At 44.7% G+C, this 21,435-nt stretch carries 18 protein-coding genes and 2 pseudogenes; 6 read left to right on the forward strand and 14 right to left on the reverse strand.

All coding sequences use genetic code 11. From position 1 onward, the window contains the following. Positions 1-184: 184 nt before the first annotated feature. Together QZW82_RS20355 and QZW82_RS20360 are read left to right on the forward strand one after the other, a co-directional pair. Positions 185-352, forward strand: a complete 168-nt coding sequence (locus tag QZW82_RS20355) for a hypothetical protein (RefSeq protein ID WP_293151883.1) — start codon at positions 185-187, stop codon at positions 350-352. After that, positions 342-4,256 carry an FG-GAP-like repeat-containing protein gene (locus QZW82_RS20360; RefSeq protein WP_293151886.1) on the forward strand — a complete coding sequence of 1,305 codons (3,915 nt, stop codon included), beginning with the start codon at positions 342-344 and terminating at the stop codon, positions 4,254-4,256. The genes QZW82_RS20355 and QZW82_RS20360 overlap by 11 nt, the downstream gene beginning before the upstream one ends. A gap of 318 nt (positions 4,257-4,574) precedes the next feature. Here the strand turns inward: QZW82_RS20360 and QZW82_RS20365 are convergent, their stop codons facing one another. Then, complete coding sequence (locus QZW82_RS20365) at positions 4,575-4,856, reverse strand: hypothetical protein (protein ID WP_293151889.1); 282 nt, start codon at positions 4,854-4,856, stop codon at positions 4,575-4,577. Positions 4,857-5,149: 293 nt separating this feature from the next. Here QZW82_RS20365 and QZW82_RS20370 point away from each other — a divergent pair, with 293 nt between their 5' ends. Next, a complete protein-coding gene (locus tag QZW82_RS20370; RefSeq protein ID WP_293151892.1) occupies positions 5,150-6,196 on the forward strand; it encodes a GNAT family N-acetyltransferase in 1,047 nt (348 codons plus the stop codon). A 21-nt stretch (positions 6,197-6,217) separates the two neighbouring features. Here the strand turns inward: QZW82_RS20370 and QZW82_RS20375 are convergent, their stop codons facing one another. Beyond that, positions 6,218-6,487 (reverse strand): hypothetical protein, encoded by a 270-nt coding sequence (locus QZW82_RS20375; RefSeq protein WP_293151895.1) that lies wholly within the window; start codon positions 6,485-6,487, stop codon positions 6,218-6,220. Positions 6,488-6,604: 117 nt separating this feature from the next. Between QZW82_RS20375 and QZW82_RS20380 the strand changes: the two are divergent. Further along, positions 6,605-6,748: pseudogene (locus QZW82_RS20380) on the forward strand (Uma2 family endonuclease); the annotation flags it as partial. Positions 6,749-6,753: 5 nt separating this feature from the next. Here QZW82_RS20380 and QZW82_RS20385 read toward each other — a convergent pair. Then, positions 6,754-8,040, reverse strand: coding sequence for a folylpolyglutamate synthase/dihydrofolate synthase family protein (locus tag QZW82_RS20385; protein ID WP_293151898.1), 1,287 nt, complete (start codon positions 8,038-8,040; stop codon positions 6,754-6,756). Positions 8,041-8,126: 86 nt separating this feature from the next. On the opposite strand from QZW82_RS20385, the gene QZW82_RS20390 reads away from it, so the two are divergent. Beyond that, positions 8,127-9,179, forward strand: coding sequence for a DNA cytosine methyltransferase (locus QZW82_RS20390; RefSeq protein WP_293151901.1), 1,053 nt, complete (start codon positions 8,127-8,129; stop codon positions 9,177-9,179). Between the two features lie 46 nt (positions 9,180-9,225). On the opposite strand, the gene QZW82_RS20395 is transcribed toward QZW82_RS20390, so the two are convergent. From QZW82_RS20395 to QZW82_RS20420, 6 genes and pseudogenes are all read right to left on the reverse strand, one after another. Next, on the reverse strand, positions 9,226-9,768 hold the full coding sequence (locus tag QZW82_RS20395; protein ID WP_293151904.1) for a hypothetical protein: 543 nt from the start codon (positions 9,766-9,768) through the stop codon (positions 9,226-9,228). After that, positions 9,765-10,157: pseudogene (locus QZW82_RS20400) on the reverse strand (DUF4365 domain-containing protein); the annotation flags it as partial. The gene QZW82_RS20395 and the pseudogene QZW82_RS20400, both read right to left, overlap by 4 nt. A 270-nt stretch (positions 10,158-10,427) precedes the next feature. Next, a complete protein-coding gene (locus QZW82_RS20405) occupies positions 10,428-10,586 on the reverse strand; it encodes a hypothetical protein (protein WP_293151907.1) in 159 nt (52 codons plus the stop codon). Further along, positions 10,583-12,406, reverse strand: coding sequence for an adenylate/guanylate cyclase domain-containing protein (locus QZW82_RS20410; RefSeq protein WP_293151910.1), 1,824 nt, complete (start codon positions 12,404-12,406; stop codon positions 10,583-10,585). Before QZW82_RS20410 ends, QZW82_RS20405 begins: the two co-directional genes overlap by 4 nt. 3 nt (positions 12,407-12,409) lie before the next feature. Then, positions 12,410-13,255: a FecR domain-containing protein gene (locus QZW82_RS20415; protein WP_293151912.1), complete on the reverse strand. Its 846-nt coding sequence runs from the start codon at positions 13,253-13,255 to the stop codon at positions 12,410-12,412. 296 nt (positions 13,256-13,551) lie between these two features. Then, entirely contained in the window at positions 13,552-14,814 is a 1,263-nt protein-coding gene (locus QZW82_RS20420) for a Zn-dependent hydrolase (RefSeq protein ID WP_293151915.1), read from the reverse strand. Between the two features lie 240 nt (positions 14,815-15,054). Between QZW82_RS20420 and QZW82_RS20425 the strand changes: the two genes are divergently transcribed. Then, positions 15,055-15,456 (forward strand): gamma-glutamylcyclotransferase, encoded by a 402-nt coding sequence (locus QZW82_RS20425; RefSeq protein WP_293151918.1) that lies wholly within the window; start codon positions 15,055-15,057, stop codon positions 15,454-15,456. A gap of 92 nt (positions 15,457-15,548) precedes the next feature. Here QZW82_RS20425 and puuE read toward each other — a convergent pair whose 3' ends face one another. From puuE to QZW82_RS20450, 5 genes are all read right to left on the reverse strand, one after another. After that, complete coding sequence (gene puuE, locus QZW82_RS20430; RefSeq protein WP_293151921.1) at positions 15,549-16,472, reverse strand: allantoinase PuuE; 924 nt, start codon at positions 16,470-16,472, stop codon at positions 15,549-15,551. 127 nt (positions 16,473-16,599) lie between these two features. Beyond that, positions 16,600-17,292, reverse strand: coding sequence for a GntR family transcriptional regulator (locus QZW82_RS20435; protein WP_293151924.1), 693 nt, complete (start codon positions 17,290-17,292; stop codon positions 16,600-16,602). Between the two features lie 452 nt (positions 17,293-17,744). Next, positions 17,745-20,027 carry an iron uptake porin gene (locus QZW82_RS20440; protein ID WP_293151927.1) on the reverse strand — a complete coding sequence of 761 codons (2,283 nt, stop codon included), beginning with the start codon at positions 20,025-20,027 and terminating at the stop codon, positions 17,745-17,747. Between the two features lie 215 nt (positions 20,028-20,242). Continuing rightward, positions 20,243-20,575: a hypothetical protein gene (locus QZW82_RS20445; protein WP_293151930.1), complete on the reverse strand. Its 333-nt coding sequence runs from the start codon at positions 20,573-20,575 to the stop codon at positions 20,243-20,245. An 11-nt stretch (positions 20,576-20,586) separates the two neighbouring features. Further along, positions 20,587-21,159: an ABC transporter substrate-binding protein gene (locus QZW82_RS20450; protein WP_363318780.1), complete on the reverse strand. Its 573-nt coding sequence runs from the start codon at positions 21,157-21,159 to the stop codon at positions 20,587-20,589. Positions 21,160-21,435: the final 276 nt, after the last annotated feature.

Consider the following 21,435-nt stretch of genomic DNA (forward strand, 5'->3'; position numbering starts at 1 on the left):
TTCAGCAGATTCAAGGCTGTGATTCAGTATTTGCGTAAAAAACCCGGTTTCTGGGGCCTACGTTTAAGTCCTATATATTAACTTTTGTTACAAAAACTGCGATTTTGCGTAAAAACATCCCCCGAAATCCCAATACACAATAGAAGACTTTCACCTTCGGAGCAAATTCACCCCCCAAAAACCGATGACAGCCACAACTATACCGATCGCCCCCATCGCCCCTTACAGCCATCGTCTAGCCACCGCAGAAGACGCAAACGCGATCGCCCCCCTCTGGCAAGCATTCGCTGCTGAACGCGAAGCGATCGACCCCTCATCGAAATTACCCGGAAAAATCTACTATGCCAAATAGCATTAGTTTCTCACCAGCCACCAACTTCAAAACACAATCTAGTCCTCGATCGATCGCTGTTGCCGACTTTAACGGCGACTCAAAATTAGACTTAGCCACAGCAAACCGCGCCAGCGCTAACGTCTCGATTCTCTTGGGAAATGGCGCGGGTATTTTTACCGAATCCCCTACCTCTCCCTTGTCAGCAGGAGGTAGTCCTCTTTCCATTGCTGTTGGCAACTTTAACTCGGATACTTTGCCAGATTTAGCCGTAGCAAATTACTTATCTCCAGGCGCATCAGCATCAGTTTTATTGGCAGCAGGTGCGGGTAACTTTAACTCTGTTATTACACTACCCACTCCTTCAGCAAAAAGCCCGCATTCGATCGCAACCGGAGATTTTAACAATGATGGCAAACAAGATTTAGCTGTTGCTAATTTATATTCAAATGATGTTTCAATTTTATTAGGAAACGGTGCCGGAAATTTCAGCAAAAGCACAACTATTAAATTGCCAAGTGTTGTATCGCTATTTGGTTATTCTGGTGTTACTACCGCTGTCGCAGTGGCAGATTTTAATGGTGATTCTCGACTTGACTTGGCGGTGACAAATAGCCCGATCGGTCAAGTTTCTATTTTCTTGGGAGATGGGAATGGGAACTTTGCAAAAGCTAATAGTTATAGTACCGGTTTGTTTGCTTATTTTGTTGCTACAGCAGATTTGAATCGAGACAATAAACCAGATTTAGTTGTAGCAGATTCAGGTATCCCTCAACTTGGTTCATCGGGTAATGTTTTCGTTTTGCTAGGAAACGGTACGGGCGGTTTTAGTTCGCCTCTCAAATTAAATGCAGGGATAAATCCTGTTGCTGTAGCTGTAGCGGATTTTAATGCTGATTCCTATCTCGACATAGCCGTAGCAGACAACAATACTAATGATGAAACAAATCCTAGCAGTGTTTCAATTTTACTGGGTGATGGTAATGGCGGATTTAACAATGATATTCCAACTAAATTTAATGTTGGGATAAATCCTAGTTCCGTCGCCGCCAGAGATTTTAATGGAGATGGCTTTCCAGACTTAGCTGTGGCTAACAATACATCTAATAATGTTTCTATTTTACTCAATCAACCGAGTATTCTTGAATTTACCTCTGCAACTTACCGCAATCCTGAAGGAAATAATGGTAATATCAAAACTGCTGTTGCTACAGTCAAACGCACTGGCGGAAGTATCGGGAAAGTTGCTGTGTCTGTAGGTTTATCAAATAATGTTGGTAGCGCTGAATCGAGTACGGATTATCTAAATAATTTCCCAATTACTGTTACTTTTAATGATGGCGATACTGCGGATAAACTTGTAGAAATTCCCATCGTCGGCGATACCGTTAACGAGGCTGATGAAACTTTAAATTTTCAGTTAAGTTCGGCAAGCGGTTATGCTAAATTGGGAAGTACAACTGCTGCTACTTATACCATCGTCAATGACGATATTAATAACAGTACAGTTCCAAGTATTTTAGAATTTACATCGGCAACTTACAGCAATTTTGAAGGCAATACTGGAGAAGTAAGAACAGTTGTTGCTAAGGTGAAGCGCACGGGAGAAAGTAGCGGGAAAGTTACGGCGTCTGTGGATTTAGCGAATAATCTTGGCAGTGCTCGATCGGGCACAGATTATCTGAATATTTTTCCAATTACTGTTACTTTTGATGGTGGCGATACGGCGGATAAACTTGTGGAAATTCCCATCGTGGGCGATAGGGTTGTGGAGAATGATGAAACTTTAAATCTTAAATTGAGCGATGCGAGTGGAAATGCCAAATTGGGAACAACAACTGCTGCTATTTATACCATTACCAATGATGATGATAACAGTACAGTTCCAAGTATTTTAGAATTTACATCGGCAACTTACAGCAATTTTGAAGGCAATACTGGAGAAGTAAGAACAGTTGTTGCTAAGGTGAAGCGCACGGGAGAAAGTAGCGGGAAAGTTACGGCGTCTGTGGATTTAGCGAATAATCTTGGCAGTGCTCGATCGGGCACAGATTATCTGAATATTTTTCCAATTACTGTTACTTTTGATGGTGGCGATACGGCGGATAAACTTGTGGAAATTCCCATCGTGGGCGATAGGGTTGTGGAGAATGATGAAACTTTAAATCTTAAATTGAGCGATGCGAGTGGAAATGCCAAATTGGGAACAACAACTGCTGCTATTTATACCATTACCAATGATGATGATAACAGTACAGTTCCAAGTATTTTAGAATTTACATCGGTAAATTACAGCAATCCTGAAGGCAATAGTGGAGAAGTAAAAACAGTTGTTGCTAAGGTGAAGCGCGCGGGAGGGAGTAGCGGGAAAGTTACGGCGTCTGTGGATTTAGCAAATAATCTTGGCAGTGCTCGATCGGGCGCGGATTATCTGAATGTTTTTCCAATTACTGTTACTTTTGATGGTGGCGATACGGCGGATAAACTTGTAGAAATTCCGATTTTGGGCGATAGGGTTGTGGAAAATGATGAAACTTTAAATCTTAAATTGAGCGATGCGAGTGGAAATGCCAAATTGGGCACGATAACTGATGCTATTTATACAATTATTAATGACGATCTAGTGCCGATACCAACTCCGAATCCGAATCTAATTCCCACTCCGAATCCGACGCTGGGAGGGACGGGTACGGCGACAAGTCCCCTACCAATTCCAATCGACTCGATCGACTTTTCAACTATCTCAACTTCCCCGCAGCTAATCCAGGAATTTCTCGAAGTTGCAACTTCCCCGCAGGCGATCGCAAATATACTCCCGATCGCAAATTCCATACCAGAACTTATTAATATTCTAACACCAACTCCATCACCAATTCCCACTCCTGCAACAACACCAACTCCCTCACCAATTCCTACTCCTGCGCCAATTCCCACTCCCGCAACAACACCAACTCCATCACCAATTCCCACTCCTGCACCAATTCCCACTCCATCACGAATTCCCACTCCATCACGAATTCCCATTCCTACAATAACACCAACTCCCTCACCTATTCCCACTCCCTCACCTATTCCCACTCCCACGCCAATCATCACTTCTGAAACAACTCCAATTCTCGTACAAAATCAAGAAAATCGAGATGAAAATAATAGCTTTATTTCGCCTATTCCCGAAACAGAATGTATTTGCAATACTCTAATTTTGCCGGATCTCAAATCTTTGATGTCCGATCGCACTTATCATTTAATTCTACCTACTCCTGAAAACGATCGCGCGATCGGTACTAAAAATAACGATCTCATTTTAGGCAATTCGCGTCAAGACTCGCTCTTGGGAAATTGGGGAGAAGATTTAATTAACGGCAGAGAAGGAAATGATACAATAAATGGCTGTCAATTATCAGATTTTATTGATGGTGGTAAAGGCAATGATTCCTTGTTAGGAGGTAAAGAAGGCGATTTAATTGTTGGTAGTAAAGGCAACGATACAATTTTAGGTAATTCAGGAAATGATACTTTATGCGGTGGTGAAGATGACGATTATTTGAGGGGAGATGAATATGGCGATTTAATCGATGGTTGTGAAGGAGAGGATACTATTTATGGAGGTGAAGAAAACGATACTTTGATTGGTGGTAGCGGTAATGATGTTTTGAGTGGAGATTTGGGCGCGAATCTGCTGGTTGGTGGCGGCGGCAGTGATTTATTTATTTTCAAAGCGGGTAGCGGTTTGCAAACAATTGCCGATTTTGAAGATGGTAAAGATACGATATCCCTTGCTTCCAGTATGAGTTTTGCAAATTTAGAAATAGTGCAAAATGGCAATAATACTACAATTAAACTGAGAGATTCGCAAGTGGCGATCGCTCAAATATTGCAATTAAATTCGACACTCATAGGTGCTGAAGATTTGATATTTTTGTAATCTCTGATTCGGGTATTCCGTACTTAGTGTGCCAAACTATTAGTTTAATTAGTTAAAACCCAAGCTATGTATAAATCCAAGGAAAAAATAGATTTAAATTAATCAAGGTAAAACCGAAAATCCTTGCTATGTAAAAAGTTATGTTATTAATTTTAGATAAATTACCACATTAAGTACGGAAGAATCGAAACTCGATTTCTTTATCCCATTGTGTCGCCCTTCTCCCAGAAACCGGGTTTTTGCGATAACTTTTGCATCCTACCGAAATATTGAGGAAAAAACCCGGTTTATCGATCCACGCGATCGCCTGTTTTTCAATTACTTCCGCAACACCGAACTAATAATTATCGTAAGAGTCGCACTCGCAATTAAAGTAAAAGCAAGTTGCACCACCCACTGAGTTGCTTGCTGGTAATTAGAAAAGCGATCGTTGAACTTCTCGGAATCATTCGATAACCTATCCACACGACTAGATAGCTGGCCTACATTCGTCGATAGCTGGTCTACATTATTCGATAGCTGGTCTACATTCGTCGATAGCTGGTCTAATTTTTCGATTACATCCGCCAATCTTGGTTCTACATTTGGTGTACTGGTCATTTGTGGTTTCCTCTAATCCATAATTAGATTATACTATATTTATGGAACTATTGTTATCAAACATCGCATAATTCTTCGCTCCAAAAACCGCAGATGTCAGACAGATAAACACTGATGAATGCAGATATTTTTAGGGTATTTTGGTAAAAAACAAGGTTTCTAGACCCCTATCGTAAGTCCCATATATTAACTTTTATTACAAAAACTCGCCTTTTGCGTAAAAATCCCCCGCAAAATCCCAATACACAATAGAAGGCTTTCACCTTCGCAGCAAATTCACCCCCCAAAAACCGATGACAGCCACAACCATGCCGATCGCCCCCATCGCCCCTTACAGCTACCGTCTAGCCACCGCAACCGATGCAAAGGCGATCGCCCCCCTCTGGCAAGCATTCGCTGCTGAACGTGAAGCGATCGACCCCTCAATGCTGGTCAAACCTAACTTTGACTTTGAAAAATACGTCACCAACCAAATCGAAAAACCCCTTTGTTTCTGTTGGTTATCAGAAGACAGTGACGCCATCATCGGCTGTCTATTTATCTATTATTATGACGAAGCCCCGCCCGCTAGTCTTCCCGAATACTTGACTCAACAACACGACATTGAAAATCCCTTTCAATCCCGCCGCGTCGGTTCAGTTTTGGGAATGTACGTTCAACCAGAACATCGGAAATCAGAAGCAATTCTAATGCTAGCTAAAAGTGCGATCGACCATGCTAAAACTATGAAAGTTAGTGATATAGATTTATTAATTGCTGCTGACCAAACTGGCATTCAAGCTATGTTACAGCGGGCTGGATTTACCAAAGCAGCCGTGCAATTTACTCGCCATTATGACATTCCCACTAATGCTGAATTACCGAGTTTGCACCCGCCGCATCCCGAATTTCCTGATGTGGAATTGCCTACACCGAGAGCAATTCCGCTTCGCCATCCCCAAACTAATGAACTCCTGCGCGATTCCCAAGGAAAACCTATCTTTTTGATGCCCTTAGTTAATGATAATGGTGAATTGCTGAAGTCATCTAATGGTCAACCTATTTACCCGGAATTGTTGCTCGATCCGGCTACTAATTCTTGGGTGATTGATGGGGAAGATAAATTGGTTACTTGTCCGATTTTGCGCGATGAAAATGGACAAATTGCCGAAAATCAAAACATGGTTTTATTCTCTCCTCCGGCTTACGATATCGCTGGCGGACAACCTTGTTTGATGCGAGACGCAGCAGGCAATTACGTATTTCAGGAAGTCGAACGAGATCGACAGGGAAAAATTGTAAAAACTCCTGACGGATTTCCAGTATTTAAACAGCCAAAAATTTTGGTAAATTCACTCTAATAGCCCCGGAGGCAGGGAGATTCAGAAACCGGGTTTCTGCGATAATCCTTCGCTGTCGCCGGCAGCAGGAATAAAAAATCCGGTTGCTTTGGATAAATTCTCGGCCTCTGCTTGGGAACCCATTCCTAACATTTGAGGCAGAGTCTCTAGATCTACATTACCAGACTCTGTCTGATAACGAGTAAACCGAAGTGCGATCGCCCATTTTTCAATTATTTCCGCAGCACCGAAGTGATTATCACTGTAATAGTAGCACTCGCAATTAAAGTGAAAGCAAGTTGCACTACCCACTCGGTTCCTTGCTCGTAGTTAGAAAAGCGATCGTTAAACTTCTCGGAATCTCTCGATAGCTTATCCACATCTGTCGATACATTATCTAAATTAGCCGATAGCTTGTCCAGTTTTTTAATTACATCTTATCGATCGACTGGTGAACCGACTATTTTAGCAAATGGCGATATTTTAACAGTACCAGAGCTTTTTCCCGGTTGGGAATTGCCAGTTTCGGAATTATGGCCTCCGATTTTTACTGAGGAAGAAACACAATCCTGATGAGTTTAAGTTTGAGATTGTTGTTGCAGAAAATAGCCGACGAGATAAAGGGAACCGCACAGGATTGTGAGGTTTTCGTCGGTAACAGCCGCATCTAAGGCTGTGGTTAAGTCGGGAAAAGCTTGACAGACGGCTAATTCAGGGCAGATATTTTCCGCAATGGCGGCTAATTCTGTGGGGGATGTTGAGTTTTGATCGGGTACGGGAACTAGATAAAGCCGATCGCCCTTTTTGAGTAATGCTTGTAAAATATCATCGCAGTCTTTCGTCGCCAGAATGCCGATTACCCAGTTAATCGGTGACGGGGAAGTGGTAAGATTATCGACGTATTCGCGCAGGGCGATCGCAGCAGCGGGGTTGTGCGCGCCGTCAATCAGGATGTTGCGGTTTTTCCAACTTGTCTGCTGAAGTCTTCCCGGCCATTGGGTTTGAGCGATTCCGCTGGCGATGGCGGTTGGGGAGATTTGCCATCCTAGGTTTTGGAGAGTTTGGATAGTGGCAAGTGCGATCGCCGAATTCATTAATTGAACTTGTCCCAACAATGGCAATTTATATCTTATTGTAACCGCAGATAAACTCGAATTAACGCCGATTTCTGGACTTAGATAATATTCTACAAATCCGTCTTTTAAATCTAGCGCAGGTTTTACCCAAACTACCGGACAGTCTAATTCTTGAATGCGTTTTTCTACTACTAATCTAGCAGATTCCGGCAATTCTCCAACAACTACCGGACACTTTGATTTAATAATTCCCGCTTTTTCTCCAGCAATATCAGCGACAGTCGGGCCGAGGATTTGCCAGTGTTCGAGACTGATAGAAGTAATCGCACTCACAAGCGGAGTTTCGCAAACATTAGTCGCATCCAATCTACCGCCCAATCCTGTTTCAATCACCGCGATATCTGCTTTTTGTTCGGCGAAATACAGCCAAGCTGCTGCGGTGATGATTTCAAATTGAGTCGGAGTTTCGGTATTACCTTCCGCAGCGCTGACAACTTTTTCAAGACAGTCTTGCAATGCTATTGTAGAAATTGGTTTTTGGTTGATGCAAATTCTTTCTGTCCAATCGATTAAGTGCGGGGATGTGTAGCGCCCGACTCGATAGCCTGCGGCTGCGAGTACCGATGAGAGATAAGCGCAAACGGAACCTTTGCCATTTGTGCCGGCAACGTGGATAATGGGTACTTGTTTGTGGGGGTTGTCGAGTTTTTCGAGGAGTTGGTGAATTCTTTCGAGGCCGAGGTGGACGCCGAAGTGTTGGTAAGATTGGAGGATGGAGTTTGCATTCATTGAGGTTTCATTTTACGAACCGCGAAGGCGCGAAGGGCACGAAGGAAGAAAGAAGAAGGAAAGAAAGAAAGTAAATGTTGATAAATATGAATATTATTTCTCTGTTTGCTGGTTGTGGTGGGTTGGATTTGGGTTTTCGTTTGGCTGGGTTTAATCCGGTTTGGGCGAATGAATATGATAAATCGATTTGGGATACCTATCAATTTAACCATTCTGACACTATTTTAGATCGCAGAGATATCAGAAAAATTAATTCTGATGAAATTCCTGACTGTGTTGGGATTATTGGCGGGCCTCCTTGTCAAAGTTGGAGTGCGGCGGGCGCGAAACGCGGGATTGATGACAGTCGGGGTCAACTTTTTTGGGAGTATATCAGAATTGTCCGAGACAAGCAGCCTTTGTTTTTTTTAGCTGAGAATGTTATGGGTATCTTAGCACCCAGAAACAAGGATGCTTTCACTTATATATTATCGCAGTTTGAGCAAATCGGATATCGGGTTTCGTTCAAGTTGGTGAATGCTAAAAATTTTGGTGTACCGCAAGATAGGCAAAGGGTGATTGTGATTGGTTATCGTCAGGATATGGGTTTTGGTTTTGAGTTTCCCGAACCTGGAACCGAGGTTTTGACACTGCAAGATGCGATTTTTGACTTGCAGGCTGAACCAATTTTAGTTAAGGGTAAATTAGATAATTATCACGATTCTGTCGCGAATCACGAATGTGCAGATTTGGGATTTTCCAGCATTTATATGTCGCGGAATCGAGTTAGAAGTTGGGGTGAACCTTCTTTTACAATTCAGGCCAGCGGCAGACACGCGCCTCTGCATCCTCAAGCTAATAAAATGATTTTAGTTGGCAGAGACAAGCGCATTTTCGATCCGAATTCGCCTCAGCCTTACCGTCGGCTTTCTGTGCGAGAGTGTGCGCGAGTTCAGACTTTCCCGGATGACTTTGTTTTTAAGTACAAGCAGATTGCTGACGGCTACAAAATGGTCGGTAATGCCGTACCTGTTAATTTGGCTAGAGTTTTGGCAAGTAAGATTTTTCAGGATATTGTCATAGGGCATAAAGTAGTGGGCATCGTCGAACAAAAGCATGATAATCAGTCCTGGATGCAAAAAACCGCTATCTTAACATAAATCTCTCTATTCTCTCTCTGTGTCCTCTGTGTTCTCTGCGGTTAAATCATTCCGATTGGTCATCTAGGATAAAGTTGCGTGAATTTTTCAGAATAAATACTTGATTCTCTTTGATTAAATCACCCGTACATAGAAAAGGCAAGCGTTCTTGATAAGCTTTGATGGCGAGGATATAATCTTTGTCTGCAAGTTCGGTTTTGATTTTCTGTAATTTGTCAGCAATCACACCTAATAAGGTAATCTCACCACTTAATTTGTCAGCGTTAGGAGTGTGGATTTGCATCACAACTCCCTGAATTGTTGTATTGGGAATCCCGGTAATTAAGTCTGCTAAAATTTCAAGTTTTGATCGACTTTCTACGGACTCTAGTATTGCGATTGTCTCCCGGATTCGGGCAGCATAATCTCCGAGATTTTGTTGGTTGGGGAGTAATATTTCAAATTCCTCTCCGGCGACAGATTTGTGCCAAAGCATGGCATTTTCTAAGAAAGGTTGGTCTTCATTCCATCCGTGAATTTGCAGGTAATTTCTAACTTGATTTAGGTTGACTGTTTGGAGGGTTTCGCTATCTTGGAATGTGACTTTCATGGTTGAACTCCTTGGCTAATCCCCTCCATAATTGACTGAAGGGCGATGACTGTAAATTGATTGGTTCTGGGTATAGTGACTGTGACAGCGGTGGTGTTTTGTGTTTCTGGCATTCCCCGCAGAGATATCCAATATCCGCATTCCTTCATGCAGGTTTCTGTTTCCGACTGCGTTAACCAGTCTTCTATTGTTTCGGGGATTAAAACTACAACTAAAATTCTGGGAATGGCGAAGTCATCCATTTTTAAGTCATCGTAGTTTTTGAGTTTGAGGGGGTAGCGGAGCGAGTTATTTTCTCGAATATCTCTTGATGTCGATTTTAACTGCAATTCTAAGCGCGGTGATCGGATGCTACCTGTCCCTCCTTTGGCGGCTATTCCCCAGTCTACGCTATCATCATCTACAAATGGTTAGTAAAGAGAATAGCCTGCAACGCTGGCGATGGCTTGCAGGTAAGTGTTACTAAATTGTTCTTTTTGTTGGTTGATATCCACGATGGCTTGTATCTTTTATATGGTAACTCGATAGTCCTAGACTAATACCACTTTAGGTGATAAAACTCTGCTATCATATAATATTGCGGTGCGTGACTGCTGAGGCTTTCTACTACCGCACAAATTGATTCACTGTCACGCACCATACATGGCTTGAGAAGTAGATTATCGATCGCCCTTAGCAGCATACACAGCATACAGTCGATCGCCCTTAGCAGCAGGTTTGCAGCAGCGCATTCGCCCCCTGAGTACACTCTGCTGGCGAAGTATACTCATCTCTGCATGGCTGATGCCACCCCGAGAAGCCACGAAAATCGCCTTCATTTTTTGCCAACGATCGCGCAAATCGTTGTTTCTTGTTTTCTGCCTCTTAATTGAATACTTTTAACTGGTTTTGCTTCGTAGCTATCGCTCACCAAATCCCAGGTTTCTCCTGTTATTAATACCCGATAAGGATTGTCTTCTTTAATATCTTTATTCATTGGTTCTAACCTGGCGGCAATATTCACAGTATCTCCTAAAACCGAAAAATTTAATCGATTCCCGCCGCCGATAGTTCCAGCAATAATCGACCCTGTATGAATACCAACTCCGAATTCAATTGTTGGCTTTCCTTCCCTTTCAAATTGCTGATTTAATTCTTTCAATCGTTCTGACATATCCAAACAAGCGGCAATACAATTTTGAGCGTCCTGTTTAATTTCTTCAGGTTTAGTATGAGGAAAGGGAATGCCAAAGATTGCCATAATTGCATCACCAATATATTTATCGATAACGCCGCTGTGATTCATAATACACTCGCTCATAGCATTTAAATATTCATTTAGCCAAGGCATCAATTCACTCGGAGATAGTTGCTCGGAAATGCTGGTAAACCCTCGAATATCCATAAATAAAACGGTGGCAACCATTTCTTGCGGTTGCATTTCACCATTCTTAAATATTTCGTCTTTGCGCTGCCAAATTAATTCAGCAGTTTCTTTTGCCATGTATTTTTCAAACAGGCTCATTAATTGTTGTTTCTCTTGTTGTTCTCGCAGTTGCAGTCCAATTCCAGCTAAGACGATCGTACCAATTGGTGCAGCAATGGGAATTAGTAAAGAATTAAACGTAAATAACAAGAAAGAAACTGCATACCAAATTAGGGGGAGAAGGAGGGCGATCGCAATTCGTCCCCTCGCTCCCAATTTCGATAATATCCCGCTAGTAATTGGCCCAATTAAAAGTAATATCGGCCAACTTGTCCAGTCAGGTAAAGCTTGCAGCAGTCGGTTATTTAGCAAGTTATCAATAACTGCGGCATGAATGTAAATCCCGTTGGTTGGTGGAATTCGATCGAGAGGAGTCCGGAATGGATCTAAACCTGTTACTGTCGTACCTACTAATACCAATTTGTCTTTAAAAGCATCTTGGGTAATTTTACCTTCCAGAACATCAGCAAACGAATAAGTCGATAGAAATTGCGTTTTTCCAGGCCAATTTATCCCTGCACTGTAAAATTCTAGACTGCCGTTATTCGGCGGTGATAAAAACTTTTCTAGCCCTCCAGATTGCGGTTGCTTGTCGGCGTTGTAAACGCGCAGCATGGCAATTCCCAAGGAGGGAATATCTCGCACCCACAGCGTGGCTTGACGACCGATTCCATCTGTGTCTGACTTATGGAAAATATGACCTCGATCGGCGGCTGCGGCTTCTAAAGTTAGTACAGTTGGTAGAGGTTTTCCTTTGTCATCCCAAGCCTTAGCTAACACTACATTACCTGTTGCACTCATCGCGTCTGCAAGTTGGTCATCTTGGGGACTGGCTTCGGGAAAAATAATGTCGAAACCAACGACTGCGGGTTTAGCAGGGGAAAGGGCTTGTAATAATTTAGTATAGCGATCGCGCGAAAATGGAAATCTCCCCAACTTCGTTAAACTTGCTTCGTCTATGGCAATGACTACCACTCGTTTATCCCAAATAGGTTTGGGTAAAATTCCACTTTCGCGAAGTTGAAACAGGCTGTTAGAACTCAGTTGTTCCAGCGGTTTCCAGGCATCCAAATGCAATGCACCCAAGGAAATAATAGCAGCAGCAAATCCCGGCAGTAAGGATTGGCTGCGGGCAAAAAAAACTCGCAAACGAGGGATGATTAATTTAGTCATTACCTATTTCTTAATTAAACTTTCACCGAGTTCATAAGATACCTCATTTCCTACCGGACTGCGAACAACTAGCCAGTAGTCAGAGTTAGCTGGCCTCGGCACTACCTCGTCGATTTTACCTGTTCGATCCATCTTTAAGGGTTGGCCGTTTAAATACACTAAATTCAGCGGATCGACAGTACAAACGCATCGAACTTTGCCTGGACTGATGGCTGATAAACTGATCAATTCATAGTTCAGATTTTCTTTGAATGCCTGGGGTGGACTGGGAGGATTGCCGGGAAAAGTGACGGAAGCATAGCCCTTTTCTATCTTCACAGTTTGCCCTTGAGCGCTAGCGTCAACCTTCCCCTCAAATAAGGCAGTGGCGGCTTTTCCCTCTGGGCCAACACCCACGGAGAATTCAGTCCCCCTGACGCCCACAACTCCGGCTGGGCTGTTAATTTCTAGGCGCGAATTGGCGTTAGTCAAGCGTCGGGCCGAAACTCTTGCCAATCCTGCGGGGACTGACAGCAGGGTAACTTTACCTCCGCCGACAGCAACGGACAGACCTTTAACTTGGACGGTGCTTAATTCTGCTACATTAATCGTAGCGATGCCAGAGTCTACGGCTAAAACCGCGCTAGATTGTTTGCCTGTGGAGATTTGTTGGCCGGCTGCTGTCAGCCGATCGCCCACTTTTGCTGGTCTGCCTTGATATGTTACGCTTCCCCTAACTTGCCGTACTTCTACCCACCGACTCCCCGGCAGTTGAATCTCCCTAGCCAGCAAAGGCAAGGCGAAAGTGATTAAAATACTAGCAAATAGGATTGTCAACCATTTAGAAATACCAGACTGATTTAATTTCATAACAAAAAATTATTTAGCCGAGACTATTGTCTAGATTACTATTCTTTCGGTAACTTATCAGGAAAATTTTTAACTAACAGGATGTACGCAGACACAATATATGTAGTATGGATCACAACTACGTTAGCGAAGCACTCGTTGCAGGATCGCACCCCGCTTAACTATTAGGGCATCGGCTGCTCAAAGGCGATCGCCCTTGAGGCAATCGCTAACCCTTCTTGAAATCTCGAAACGGATAATATTGGCGTATTTTTTAGATGCTCAGCAGTCACTTATTATCACGTTTTAATGATGCCTTACAACTCCATGAATCGATCGCCCTCTGCATACAGCCGATCGAGCTTTAGGAAGGTTTGCAGCAGCGCATTCGCCCCCTGAGTACACTGTTCTGGCGAAGTATACTCATCTTCTGCATGGCTGATGCCGCCCCGAGAAGCCACGAAAATCATCCCCATATCGGTAAAGCGTCCGATTTCTTGGGCGTCGTGTCCGGCCCGGCTAATTAAATGCCTGTAACTAAACCCTAATTCTTGACAAACTTCTACAATTGCATTCTGAATCTTTGGTGCTGCTAGTGTTGGCTGTACGTGCAGCAATTGACTTATTTCGATTTCGGTTTGGGTGGCAGAGGCTATTGCTTGAAACTCCAATTTCATTTTAGCTAACAACTGTTCCAAATTAGATTCAGACAAATCGCGCAAGTCGATTTTAAACTCGACTTTTCCCGGCACAGTATTCGTAGCATTCGGCCACACAGTTAAGTAACCTACCGTTGCGACTTGTTCTCCCGGTGTTTCTACTGCCAGTTTGTTGACTGCTAGTACCATTTGGGAAGCCGCTACTAGCGCATCCTTTCTGGCGTGCATAGGCGTCGATCCAGCATGATTGGGGCTGCCCGTTACTCTCACTCCCAGGCGGTACTGTCCGACAATTCCTTTGACTACTCCTATGCAGTCGCCCGTACTTTCCAAAACACCTCCTTGTTCGACGTGCAGTTCCACAAATGCTGCTATTTCTTTGGGATGGCGTTTTGCCTCCGCAATTTTCGACCAATCTCCGCCAATTTGTGCTAAACAAGTTTGGATGGAAGTGCCATCGCTGCGACGGTAATATTCGGGGTTGTTGACTGTATTTCCCGCCATCGCTTTGCAGCCGATAACGGTGCTTTCTTCGTCGGTAAATACGATCGTCTCAATGGCGTGTTCCAAGCGCAGGCCGTTTTCTCGCAACACCCGCACAACTTCAATTCCTGCCAAAACTCCCAAAACTCCGTCGAAATGGCCCCCCGTAGGAACAGTATCAATGTGAGAACCGGTTGCTAGTGCGGCACCTTCGCGCAATCCGGGATATCTGCCAATTGTATTTCCAGCCGCGTCAATCCGAACTGTCATCCCTGCTTCTCGCATCCAAGACTCAACAAGTTTGCGCGCCAGCAAATCTTCTTTGGTAAAAGCTACCCGACTGACGCCTCCTCCCGGCAGTTTGCCGATTTGGGCGAGTTGGGCAATGCTGCTGTTGAGGCGCGAACCGTTGACTGAAAGTGCTAGCCTAACTGTCATGTTACATTCTCCTATTTTGGTAAATTTAATGATGCGATCGCTCTTGTATTATTAATCATTTAACTAATTATTGTAGAATGTATCCTAGATAGGTTAAATCTGTAAAATAATGTAGTTTTGCTTACAAAAGGCGATCGGCTGTTGCGCCTAAACTACTCCGGGCAAAACACAGCAGACAGAATAAAGTCGAGCGCCGCGATTTAACTGTAGAAATAAGTACATTTTTAGCGATCGGGTGATATGAGTCAAACAGCAATTGTAAGTAAACGAGTATTCATTTGCGGTTCCGCCCTGCGGGGCCAGCCCGACAACAGCAATCTGGGAGATGCAAAGTTCATTAGAGAAGCCAAAACTCGTCCGATTTACCGCTTACACTCCGCAGAAAATGGCTGGCATCCTGCAATTTACGAAGTGGCTACCGGAGGCGTATCAATTCCGGGAGAAGTGTACGAATTAACTGTCGGAGACTTTGAACAGCTTGCAGCCGGGGAACCTCCACATATGTATCCATCCGATGTAATTTTGGATGATGGAGAAGTGTTGACGGCTTTTTTGTACCCCCGCGAGTTAGTGGAGAAATACGAATGGGAAGATATTTCCGATCGGGGTGGGTGGGCCGCTTACAAAGCCGGTTCGCAGTAAGGACTTCAGTCCTCCCAGGTTCGTAGTAAGGACTTCAGTCCTCCCAGGTTCGTAGTAAGGACTTCAGTCCTCCCAGGTTCGTAGTAAGGACTTCAGTCCTTCTTAAAAACCATCGGTTTATGATATTCAAGCCAATGTCGGGCAATATCAATGCGGCGGCATATCCAAACCCTCTCATGCTGCTGCACGTAATCCAAAAAACGCGCCAAAGCCGCCGCCCGCCCAGGCCTCCCCGCCAAGCGGCAGTGCAGCCCCACACTCATCATCTTCGGCGCAGTCTCGCCCTCGGCGTAGAGTACATCAAAAGCATCGCGCAGGTAAGCAAAAAACTGATCCCCAGAGTTAAACCCCTGACTCGTCGCAAACCGCATATCGTTATTGTCGAGAGTATAAGGAATTACCAAGTGAGGCCGATCGCACTCGTACACCCAGTAAGGCAAGTCATCCGCATAGCTGTCAGCATCGTAGAGAAAACCGCCTTCTTCCACTACTAGCTTGCGGGTGTGCGGGCTCGTGCGTCCCGTATACCAACCCAGGGGACGGCTGCCGGTAACTTGCGTGTGAATGGCGATCGCCCTGTGCAAATGTTCCCGTTCCGCCTCTTCCCCAAAATACTTATAATCAATCCAGCGGTAGCCGTGGCTGGCAATTTCCCAATCAGCCTCCAACATCGCTGCCACAGCTTCGGGATGCCTTTCTAACGCCATTGCCACCCCATAAACAGTCACCGGTATCTTCCGAGAAGTAAACATCCGGTGCAGGCGCCACAAACCGGCCCGACTGCCGTATTCATAACAGGATTCCATATTCATGTGGCGCAGTCCCGATAGGGGTTCGGCGCCGACAATCTCTGACAGAAATGTTTCCGAAGAACCGTCGCCGTGCAGGATGCAGGTTTCTCCACCTTCTTCGTAATTGATCACAAATTGCAGTGCTATGCGCGATCGATCTGGCCATTGAGGATCGGGGGGATTTTGCCCGTAACCGATTAAGTCTCGCGGATAATTTTGTGACATATAAGTTATTTGTTAGTGGTTATTTGTTAGTGGTTATTTGTTAGTGGTTATTTGTTAGTGGTTATTGATAATAACCAATGCCCGATGCCCGATGCCCAATTCCCGATGCCCAATTCCCAATCTCAAATTATTGATGTTGTTCGATCTGTTGAATTTCTTTAATTACCCGCGCTTTACTGGCAATTAAATGTTCTTTAATTGCTGCGGCTGCTGCGGCTGCATTCTGTTCGCTGACAGCTTGAAAAATGCGACGGTGTTCGCTGCGGATTTCCAATACTCCGGGATTGTATTCCATCGTGCGAAGCCACACTAATATCATTTTGTCAAATACCTGATCTAACAAAGTTACCAACCAAGGATTGCCGGAACTTTGGGCTAGCAAGCGATGAAATTGGCAGTCAGCGTAGAGCAATTGATAATTTGTCAATTCGCCCGATCGCAAATATGTCGTACTTTCTGCCTGCAACACAATCGCTTCCAATTGTTGAACTTGAGCCGGTGTAGCATTTTGGCTGGCCCCTGCCACCGATAGCTGTTCCAAAGCAATCCGACAATCATAGAGATCCGCTGCATCTGCGATAGACAGCGTAGCGACGCGCAATCCGTGATGCGGATCTGCTGTAACTAAATTTTCACGTTGCAGTTCGCACAAAGCCTCTCTCACCGAAGTCCGGCTGACGTTGAGCATATCTGCCAGTTGAGTTTCGATCAAGCGTTCTCCAGCCGCTAATTCCCCCGACAGGATAGCAGTTCGGAGAGCTTGATAAGTCTGTTCGTGCAGAGATTGAGTGCGGCGAATCGCGCGAAATGAAAGACCCAAAGTCAGTTGTCCTTAAGTTAAAATTAGAGTTAATACTGTTGTTAAAAATTTTTGATTCAGCCTCATGTCTAAGATGTTTATGTTAAATAACAGTTTGGTTGGGCTGACTCGTTTTCAATGATACATCACATTGACGCTGGTGTAGCAGGACTGTCGGGAAAGCGCGCGAAATTCGGTTGCATCGGACATCTTGCACGCCTTGTGAAGCGGGTTATTTGGAGCCTATTCGTGGGAGGGGGCGGGTTTATTTAACCTGTTTGCTACGTTTTTACTCCTTGGTGAACCCGCCCCTACAGCGGATGGGAAACGGTGCAATATTTCAGTTAAGATTTACCCGCCAAAACCACGATCGTCCATCCTGTAGGGGCGGGTTCACCGATAATATTTGACCCAGATTCATAATCTCATAAACCCGCCCCCACCCACTAAATAAACCCGCCTCCACCCCTTGCTTAAAAGCTGAACTGAGTGCGAAGATTGCCCACAAACACGGTGGGATTGCCATCAAAGTTGTTGGCATTAAAGATAGCGTAGAATGCCGGGACGATCGCAATATTATTAGTAATTGGGTAATAATACGAACCCTCTACCTCGTACTGAGTACCTCCATTGCCACCGCCCGAGAGCAAAAACCTGCGACCCGAGATATAATCGTGGGGAACTACAAATGAAAGCACGCCCAGCGCGCCCTGTTTTCCCAGATCCGGAAATCCCATTCCAACTTGCAAAGATTGTACTTTAATGTCTCCGCCAGAGCGATCGCGATTTACCGGATTCACCTCAAGCTGGCCGTAGGAATACCGCCCGAACAAACCAAAATTCCGGCTCAACAACCAATCAAAATTAACCACAAAAGTATCGGCACCGGAGTCTCTAACTCTTCCCCCAAAACCGTCATCCGCATAACCGTAAGGCAGCGGTTCGCCCACAGCACCGCCAATAAATCCATTATAAGGTTTGAGGCTCGATCGCGCGTAAAGCAACCGCAGATTGAAAGAATTGCTGGGGGCGTATTCCAACTGCGCTGTCATCGTGTTGGAACTGTTGAACAAACCATCCCTGGGATTGCTAGCAGTATTATATACAGCAGGATTCAAAAATTCGGTATTTTCAGCCATATAAGCAGCCGTAAACCTGAGCGGTTTGGCAACTTGCCAAGTGACAGCAGCGCCCGATCCGCGATCGACTGCATTTAACAGTGTACTTCCGTTCGAGTTAAAACTCGTTGCCCCTTTCAGAAAAAATGTGAAACGGTTGCCGTCAAAATATCGATAATAATTCAATCGCGGCCCGATCGCAACTTGGACTTTATCTCCGACGGGAAACGTGTAGGACATCTCGCGAAGTCCCACAGCATTAGCCGTTGGCGCACCAGTTTGATCTAAAAAAGGACTTCCCCACGAGTTGTAAAAACCACCCGAAACTAATTCGTTTGCAGGCGAGTTGCCGTTGCCAAAAACCAACTGAGTTACGAGGGAATCTTTGCCAGTAAACGAAGTATTTAGAGTCAGGAAAGCGTAGTAACTAAAAGTAGTTTCAGGCTGCCCGCGCTCAACGCGAGTCGGTCGGTTGTTGGCATCGCGAGTCGGGGTAGCAAAGGGGCTTTCCGGGGCGGTGCGGCTGCGTTCTGCGGTGATATCGCCTGTCGGAAATGCTGAGGTGAGGTTGAACCAAACCGTCGCATTGAGTTTTGTGGTAGTTGACAATTGATTCGATTCTAAATTCGCCGTGCGAGCTTCTAATATATCGATTCTACCGCGCAGCGTTGCTAGTTCTGCGGCAAATTCTTCTTGCAGTCTCTGGAGTTTCTGTAAATCCTCTTTTTTAACTAAATTCGAGGTTCCTGCTGTTATCAACTCAGCAACTTTATCGAGGCACGCATTCAAACCTGCGGCGAATTCGTAGCGAGTCATGGCTCGATTTCCGCGATAGGTGCCGTCGGGATATCCAGCTATGCAGCCGTAGCGTTCAACTAATGATTGCAGTGCTTGAAATGCCCAATCTGTGGGTTTAACGTCGCTGAGTTGAGAAACTGAGGTGACTTGTTCCATCTCCGGCGAGGCGGAAGGATTGGTTGCTTCTAAGCTGTCTGCCTGGACTTGGGTGATGTTTGTCGGTGCTGGTTTTTCTGGGGTTTGAATTGATTCTGATAAGAGGTTTGATTCGCTGGATTCTTGAGTTGCTGTATCTGCCGGTTGCAGATTATTTGGTTGGGAAGCTGCGGCGACTTCCGATTTTTTGTTTGTTGTTAGTTCCGGTGAAATATCGGCAGTTGGTTCTAGGATTTGTGCAGGCTTTGTCTCTGTGGAATTTGGCTCTAGCGCAACTGGCCATCTAGTGGATTTTTCGGATGCTATATTTGTCTGGTTGACATCGTTAGTTTGAGAAATTTCTGCTGTTTTTTCGCTGTTTGTCGCGAGGGAAATACTCTCGGGTTTTTCTTGCTTTTGTGGTTTGGCATCAGCGATTATTTCTGGCGTTGATGCGGGATTTGGCGCTGTTTCAATTTGGGCGATCCTCTTCGTTGGCGTAGCCCCCGTAGGGGCGGGCTTCGCTAACGCACTTTGTGACTGGGCGGCATCAACCAGCGGTAAGTCGGCTGGCGAAGCTATTACTTCTTGAGTCTCTGTAGCGACAACTTCCGCAGCAGAGCTTGCCGGAGAATGCAGCAGGCTCATACAAATTAGTGCTGGCGTTGCTGTCAGCAGGATTTGAGAATACAAAATTTTAGACATTATCCTCACACCGTAAATATGTATGTTCAATCAAATTGTTTGTAGTAATGACTTTAGTCATTATTAAGAGAGGACTGAAGTCCTTACTACGAACCTTTTTAGGACTCTTTGTCCTTATTACGAACTTTTGAGGACTGAAGTCCTTACTACGAACCTTTTGCGGACTGAAGTCCTCACTACAAACTTCGGTTTGTAGTAATGACTTTAGTCAGTTTTTAAGTCAAGGGTTTGCGATCGGCAGCAGGAGGTAAAGCTCGCTGCTCTAGAGGAGGTAAGTAGCTTTCATCAAATATCTTATTGACTGGGGGAGCTTCTATTTTTAAGGCTCCTGCTACTTGTTTTGCTGTCGCTTCCAGACGAGTTGGATCGACTCCGCCCAAGCCAACTTTTTCCACTTCGGAAAAGATATAGAGTCTTTCTAGGGCGATTTGCAGGCGGCGCTTTTCGGCGTTTTTGTCCATCAAGCTATCTCCCGCTTTCGCTACCGACTCCAATCCGGCTGCTGGATCTTTTAATGTGTCTTGCAGTCCTTTAAAATACGCTCTCAAAAATCCTTTGACTACTTCGGGATTCTGGTCGAGAAACGCTTTTTGACCACGATCGCATTTCCGTACAAATCTAGACCGTTCTCATTATAGTAGAATACGTTTATATCTTCTGGCTTTTTGCCTGCTTTTTCTAATGCCGGGATGATGGTTGTGGCAAATCCGCTCACTGCATCGACATCGCCTTTAATTAGTAAGGTTTCCCGCAGCTTTGGTTCCATTGTAATCCACTCTACGCTGTCGGGCTGCACCCCTACTGTTTGGGCAAATACCGGCCACAGTTTGCGCGGTGCATCTCCTGGTGGAGATCCTAGCTTTTTGCCTGTCAATCCTTTAGGATCTGCAATGTTCTTCGACTTGAGGCTGACAATTGAAAAAGCCGATCGATTGTAAGGCACTGCAACTGCTACTACCGGATCGTTGGGATTCTTGGCGTTGAACTCCATCATCGAGTAAATATCGCCAAATCCGATCTCGAATTGACCTGCTGCTACTTTGGTGATGGCGTCTGACGAACCGTAGCCCCGCTCGATTTTAACATCCAATCCTTCTGCTGGGAAATATCCTTTGTCAATGGCGATCGTCAGCGGTGCATTGTCGCCTTATGTTTTTCTGTGCCTTATGATACTATTCTACAACTATTTTGGGGGAATGTATCGGGCGATCGGGTGATATTTTCCAGTTTGTATGTGGTTGCGCGTTCACTCGCCCTCATGAGCGCTGAAACGCAAGTACGTAAGTAGTTAAGCAAAATTAATTACATAATTATCTCCAAACTCTTTAAGAATTTTTTCTACAGATGAAACAAGAGATTGCCAGCTAGAGTAAGCATCTATTTCGAGCCATGTATATTTGATAAACCG

Origin of the sequence: Microcoleus sp. bin48.metabat.b7b8b9.023, from assembly GCF_013299185.1 — a bacterium.
Classification (GTDB): Bacteria; Cyanobacteriota; Cyanobacteriia; order Cyanobacteriales; family Microcoleaceae; genus Microcoleus.

What these genes read in the sequence shown, in the direction of transcription:
- QZW82_RS20355 (WP_293151883.1), top strand. Translation starts at nt 185, where the DNA reads ATGACAGCCACAACTATACCGATCGCCCCCATCGCCCCTTACAGCCAT.
- QZW82_RS20360 (WP_293151886.1), top strand. Translation starts at nt 342, where the DNA reads ATGCCAAATAGCATTAGTTTCTCACCAGCCACCAACTTCAAAACACAA.
- QZW82_RS20365 (WP_293151889.1), bottom strand. Translation starts at nt 4,856, where the DNA reads ATGACCAGTACACCAAATGTAGAACCAAGATTGGCGGATGTAATCGAA.
- QZW82_RS20370 (WP_293151892.1), top strand. Translation starts at nt 5,150, where the DNA reads ATGACAGCCACAACCATGCCGATCGCCCCCATCGCCCCTTACAGCTAC.
- QZW82_RS20385 (WP_293151898.1), bottom strand. Translation starts at nt 8,040, where the DNA reads ATGAATGCAAACTCCATCCTCCAATCTTACCAACACTTCGGCGTCCAC.
- QZW82_RS20390 (WP_293151901.1), top strand. Translation starts at nt 8,127, where the DNA reads ATGAATATTATTTCTCTGTTTGCTGGTTGTGGTGGGTTGGATTTGGGT.
- QZW82_RS20395 (WP_293151904.1), bottom strand. Translation starts at nt 9,768, where the DNA reads ATGAAAGTCACATTCCAAGATAGCGAAACCCTCCAAACAGTCAACCTA.
- QZW82_RS20405 (WP_293151907.1), bottom strand. Translation starts at nt 10,586, where the DNA reads ATGAAGGCGATTTTCGTGGCTTCTCGGGGTGGCATCAGCCATGCAGAG.
- QZW82_RS20410 (WP_293151910.1), bottom strand. Translation starts at nt 12,406, where the DNA reads ATGACTAAATTAATCATCCCTCGTTTGCGAGTTTTTTTTGCCCGCAGC.
- QZW82_RS20415 (WP_293151912.1), bottom strand. Translation starts at nt 13,255, where the DNA reads ATGAAATTAAATCAGTCTGGTATTTCTAAATGGTTGACAATCCTATTT.
- QZW82_RS20420 (WP_293151915.1), bottom strand. Translation starts at nt 14,814, where the DNA reads ATGACAGTTAGGCTAGCACTTTCAGTCAACGGTTCGCGCCTCAACAGC.
- QZW82_RS20425 (WP_293151918.1), top strand. Translation starts at nt 15,055, where the DNA reads ATGAGTCAAACAGCAATTGTAAGTAAACGAGTATTCATTTGCGGTTCC.
- puuE (WP_293151921.1), bottom strand. Translation starts at nt 16,472, where the DNA reads ATGTCACAAAATTATCCGCGAGACTTAATCGGTTACGGGCAAAATCCC.
- QZW82_RS20440 (WP_293151927.1), bottom strand. Translation starts at nt 20,027, where the DNA reads ATGTCTAAAATTTTGTATTCTCAAATCCTGCTGACAGCAACGCCAGCA.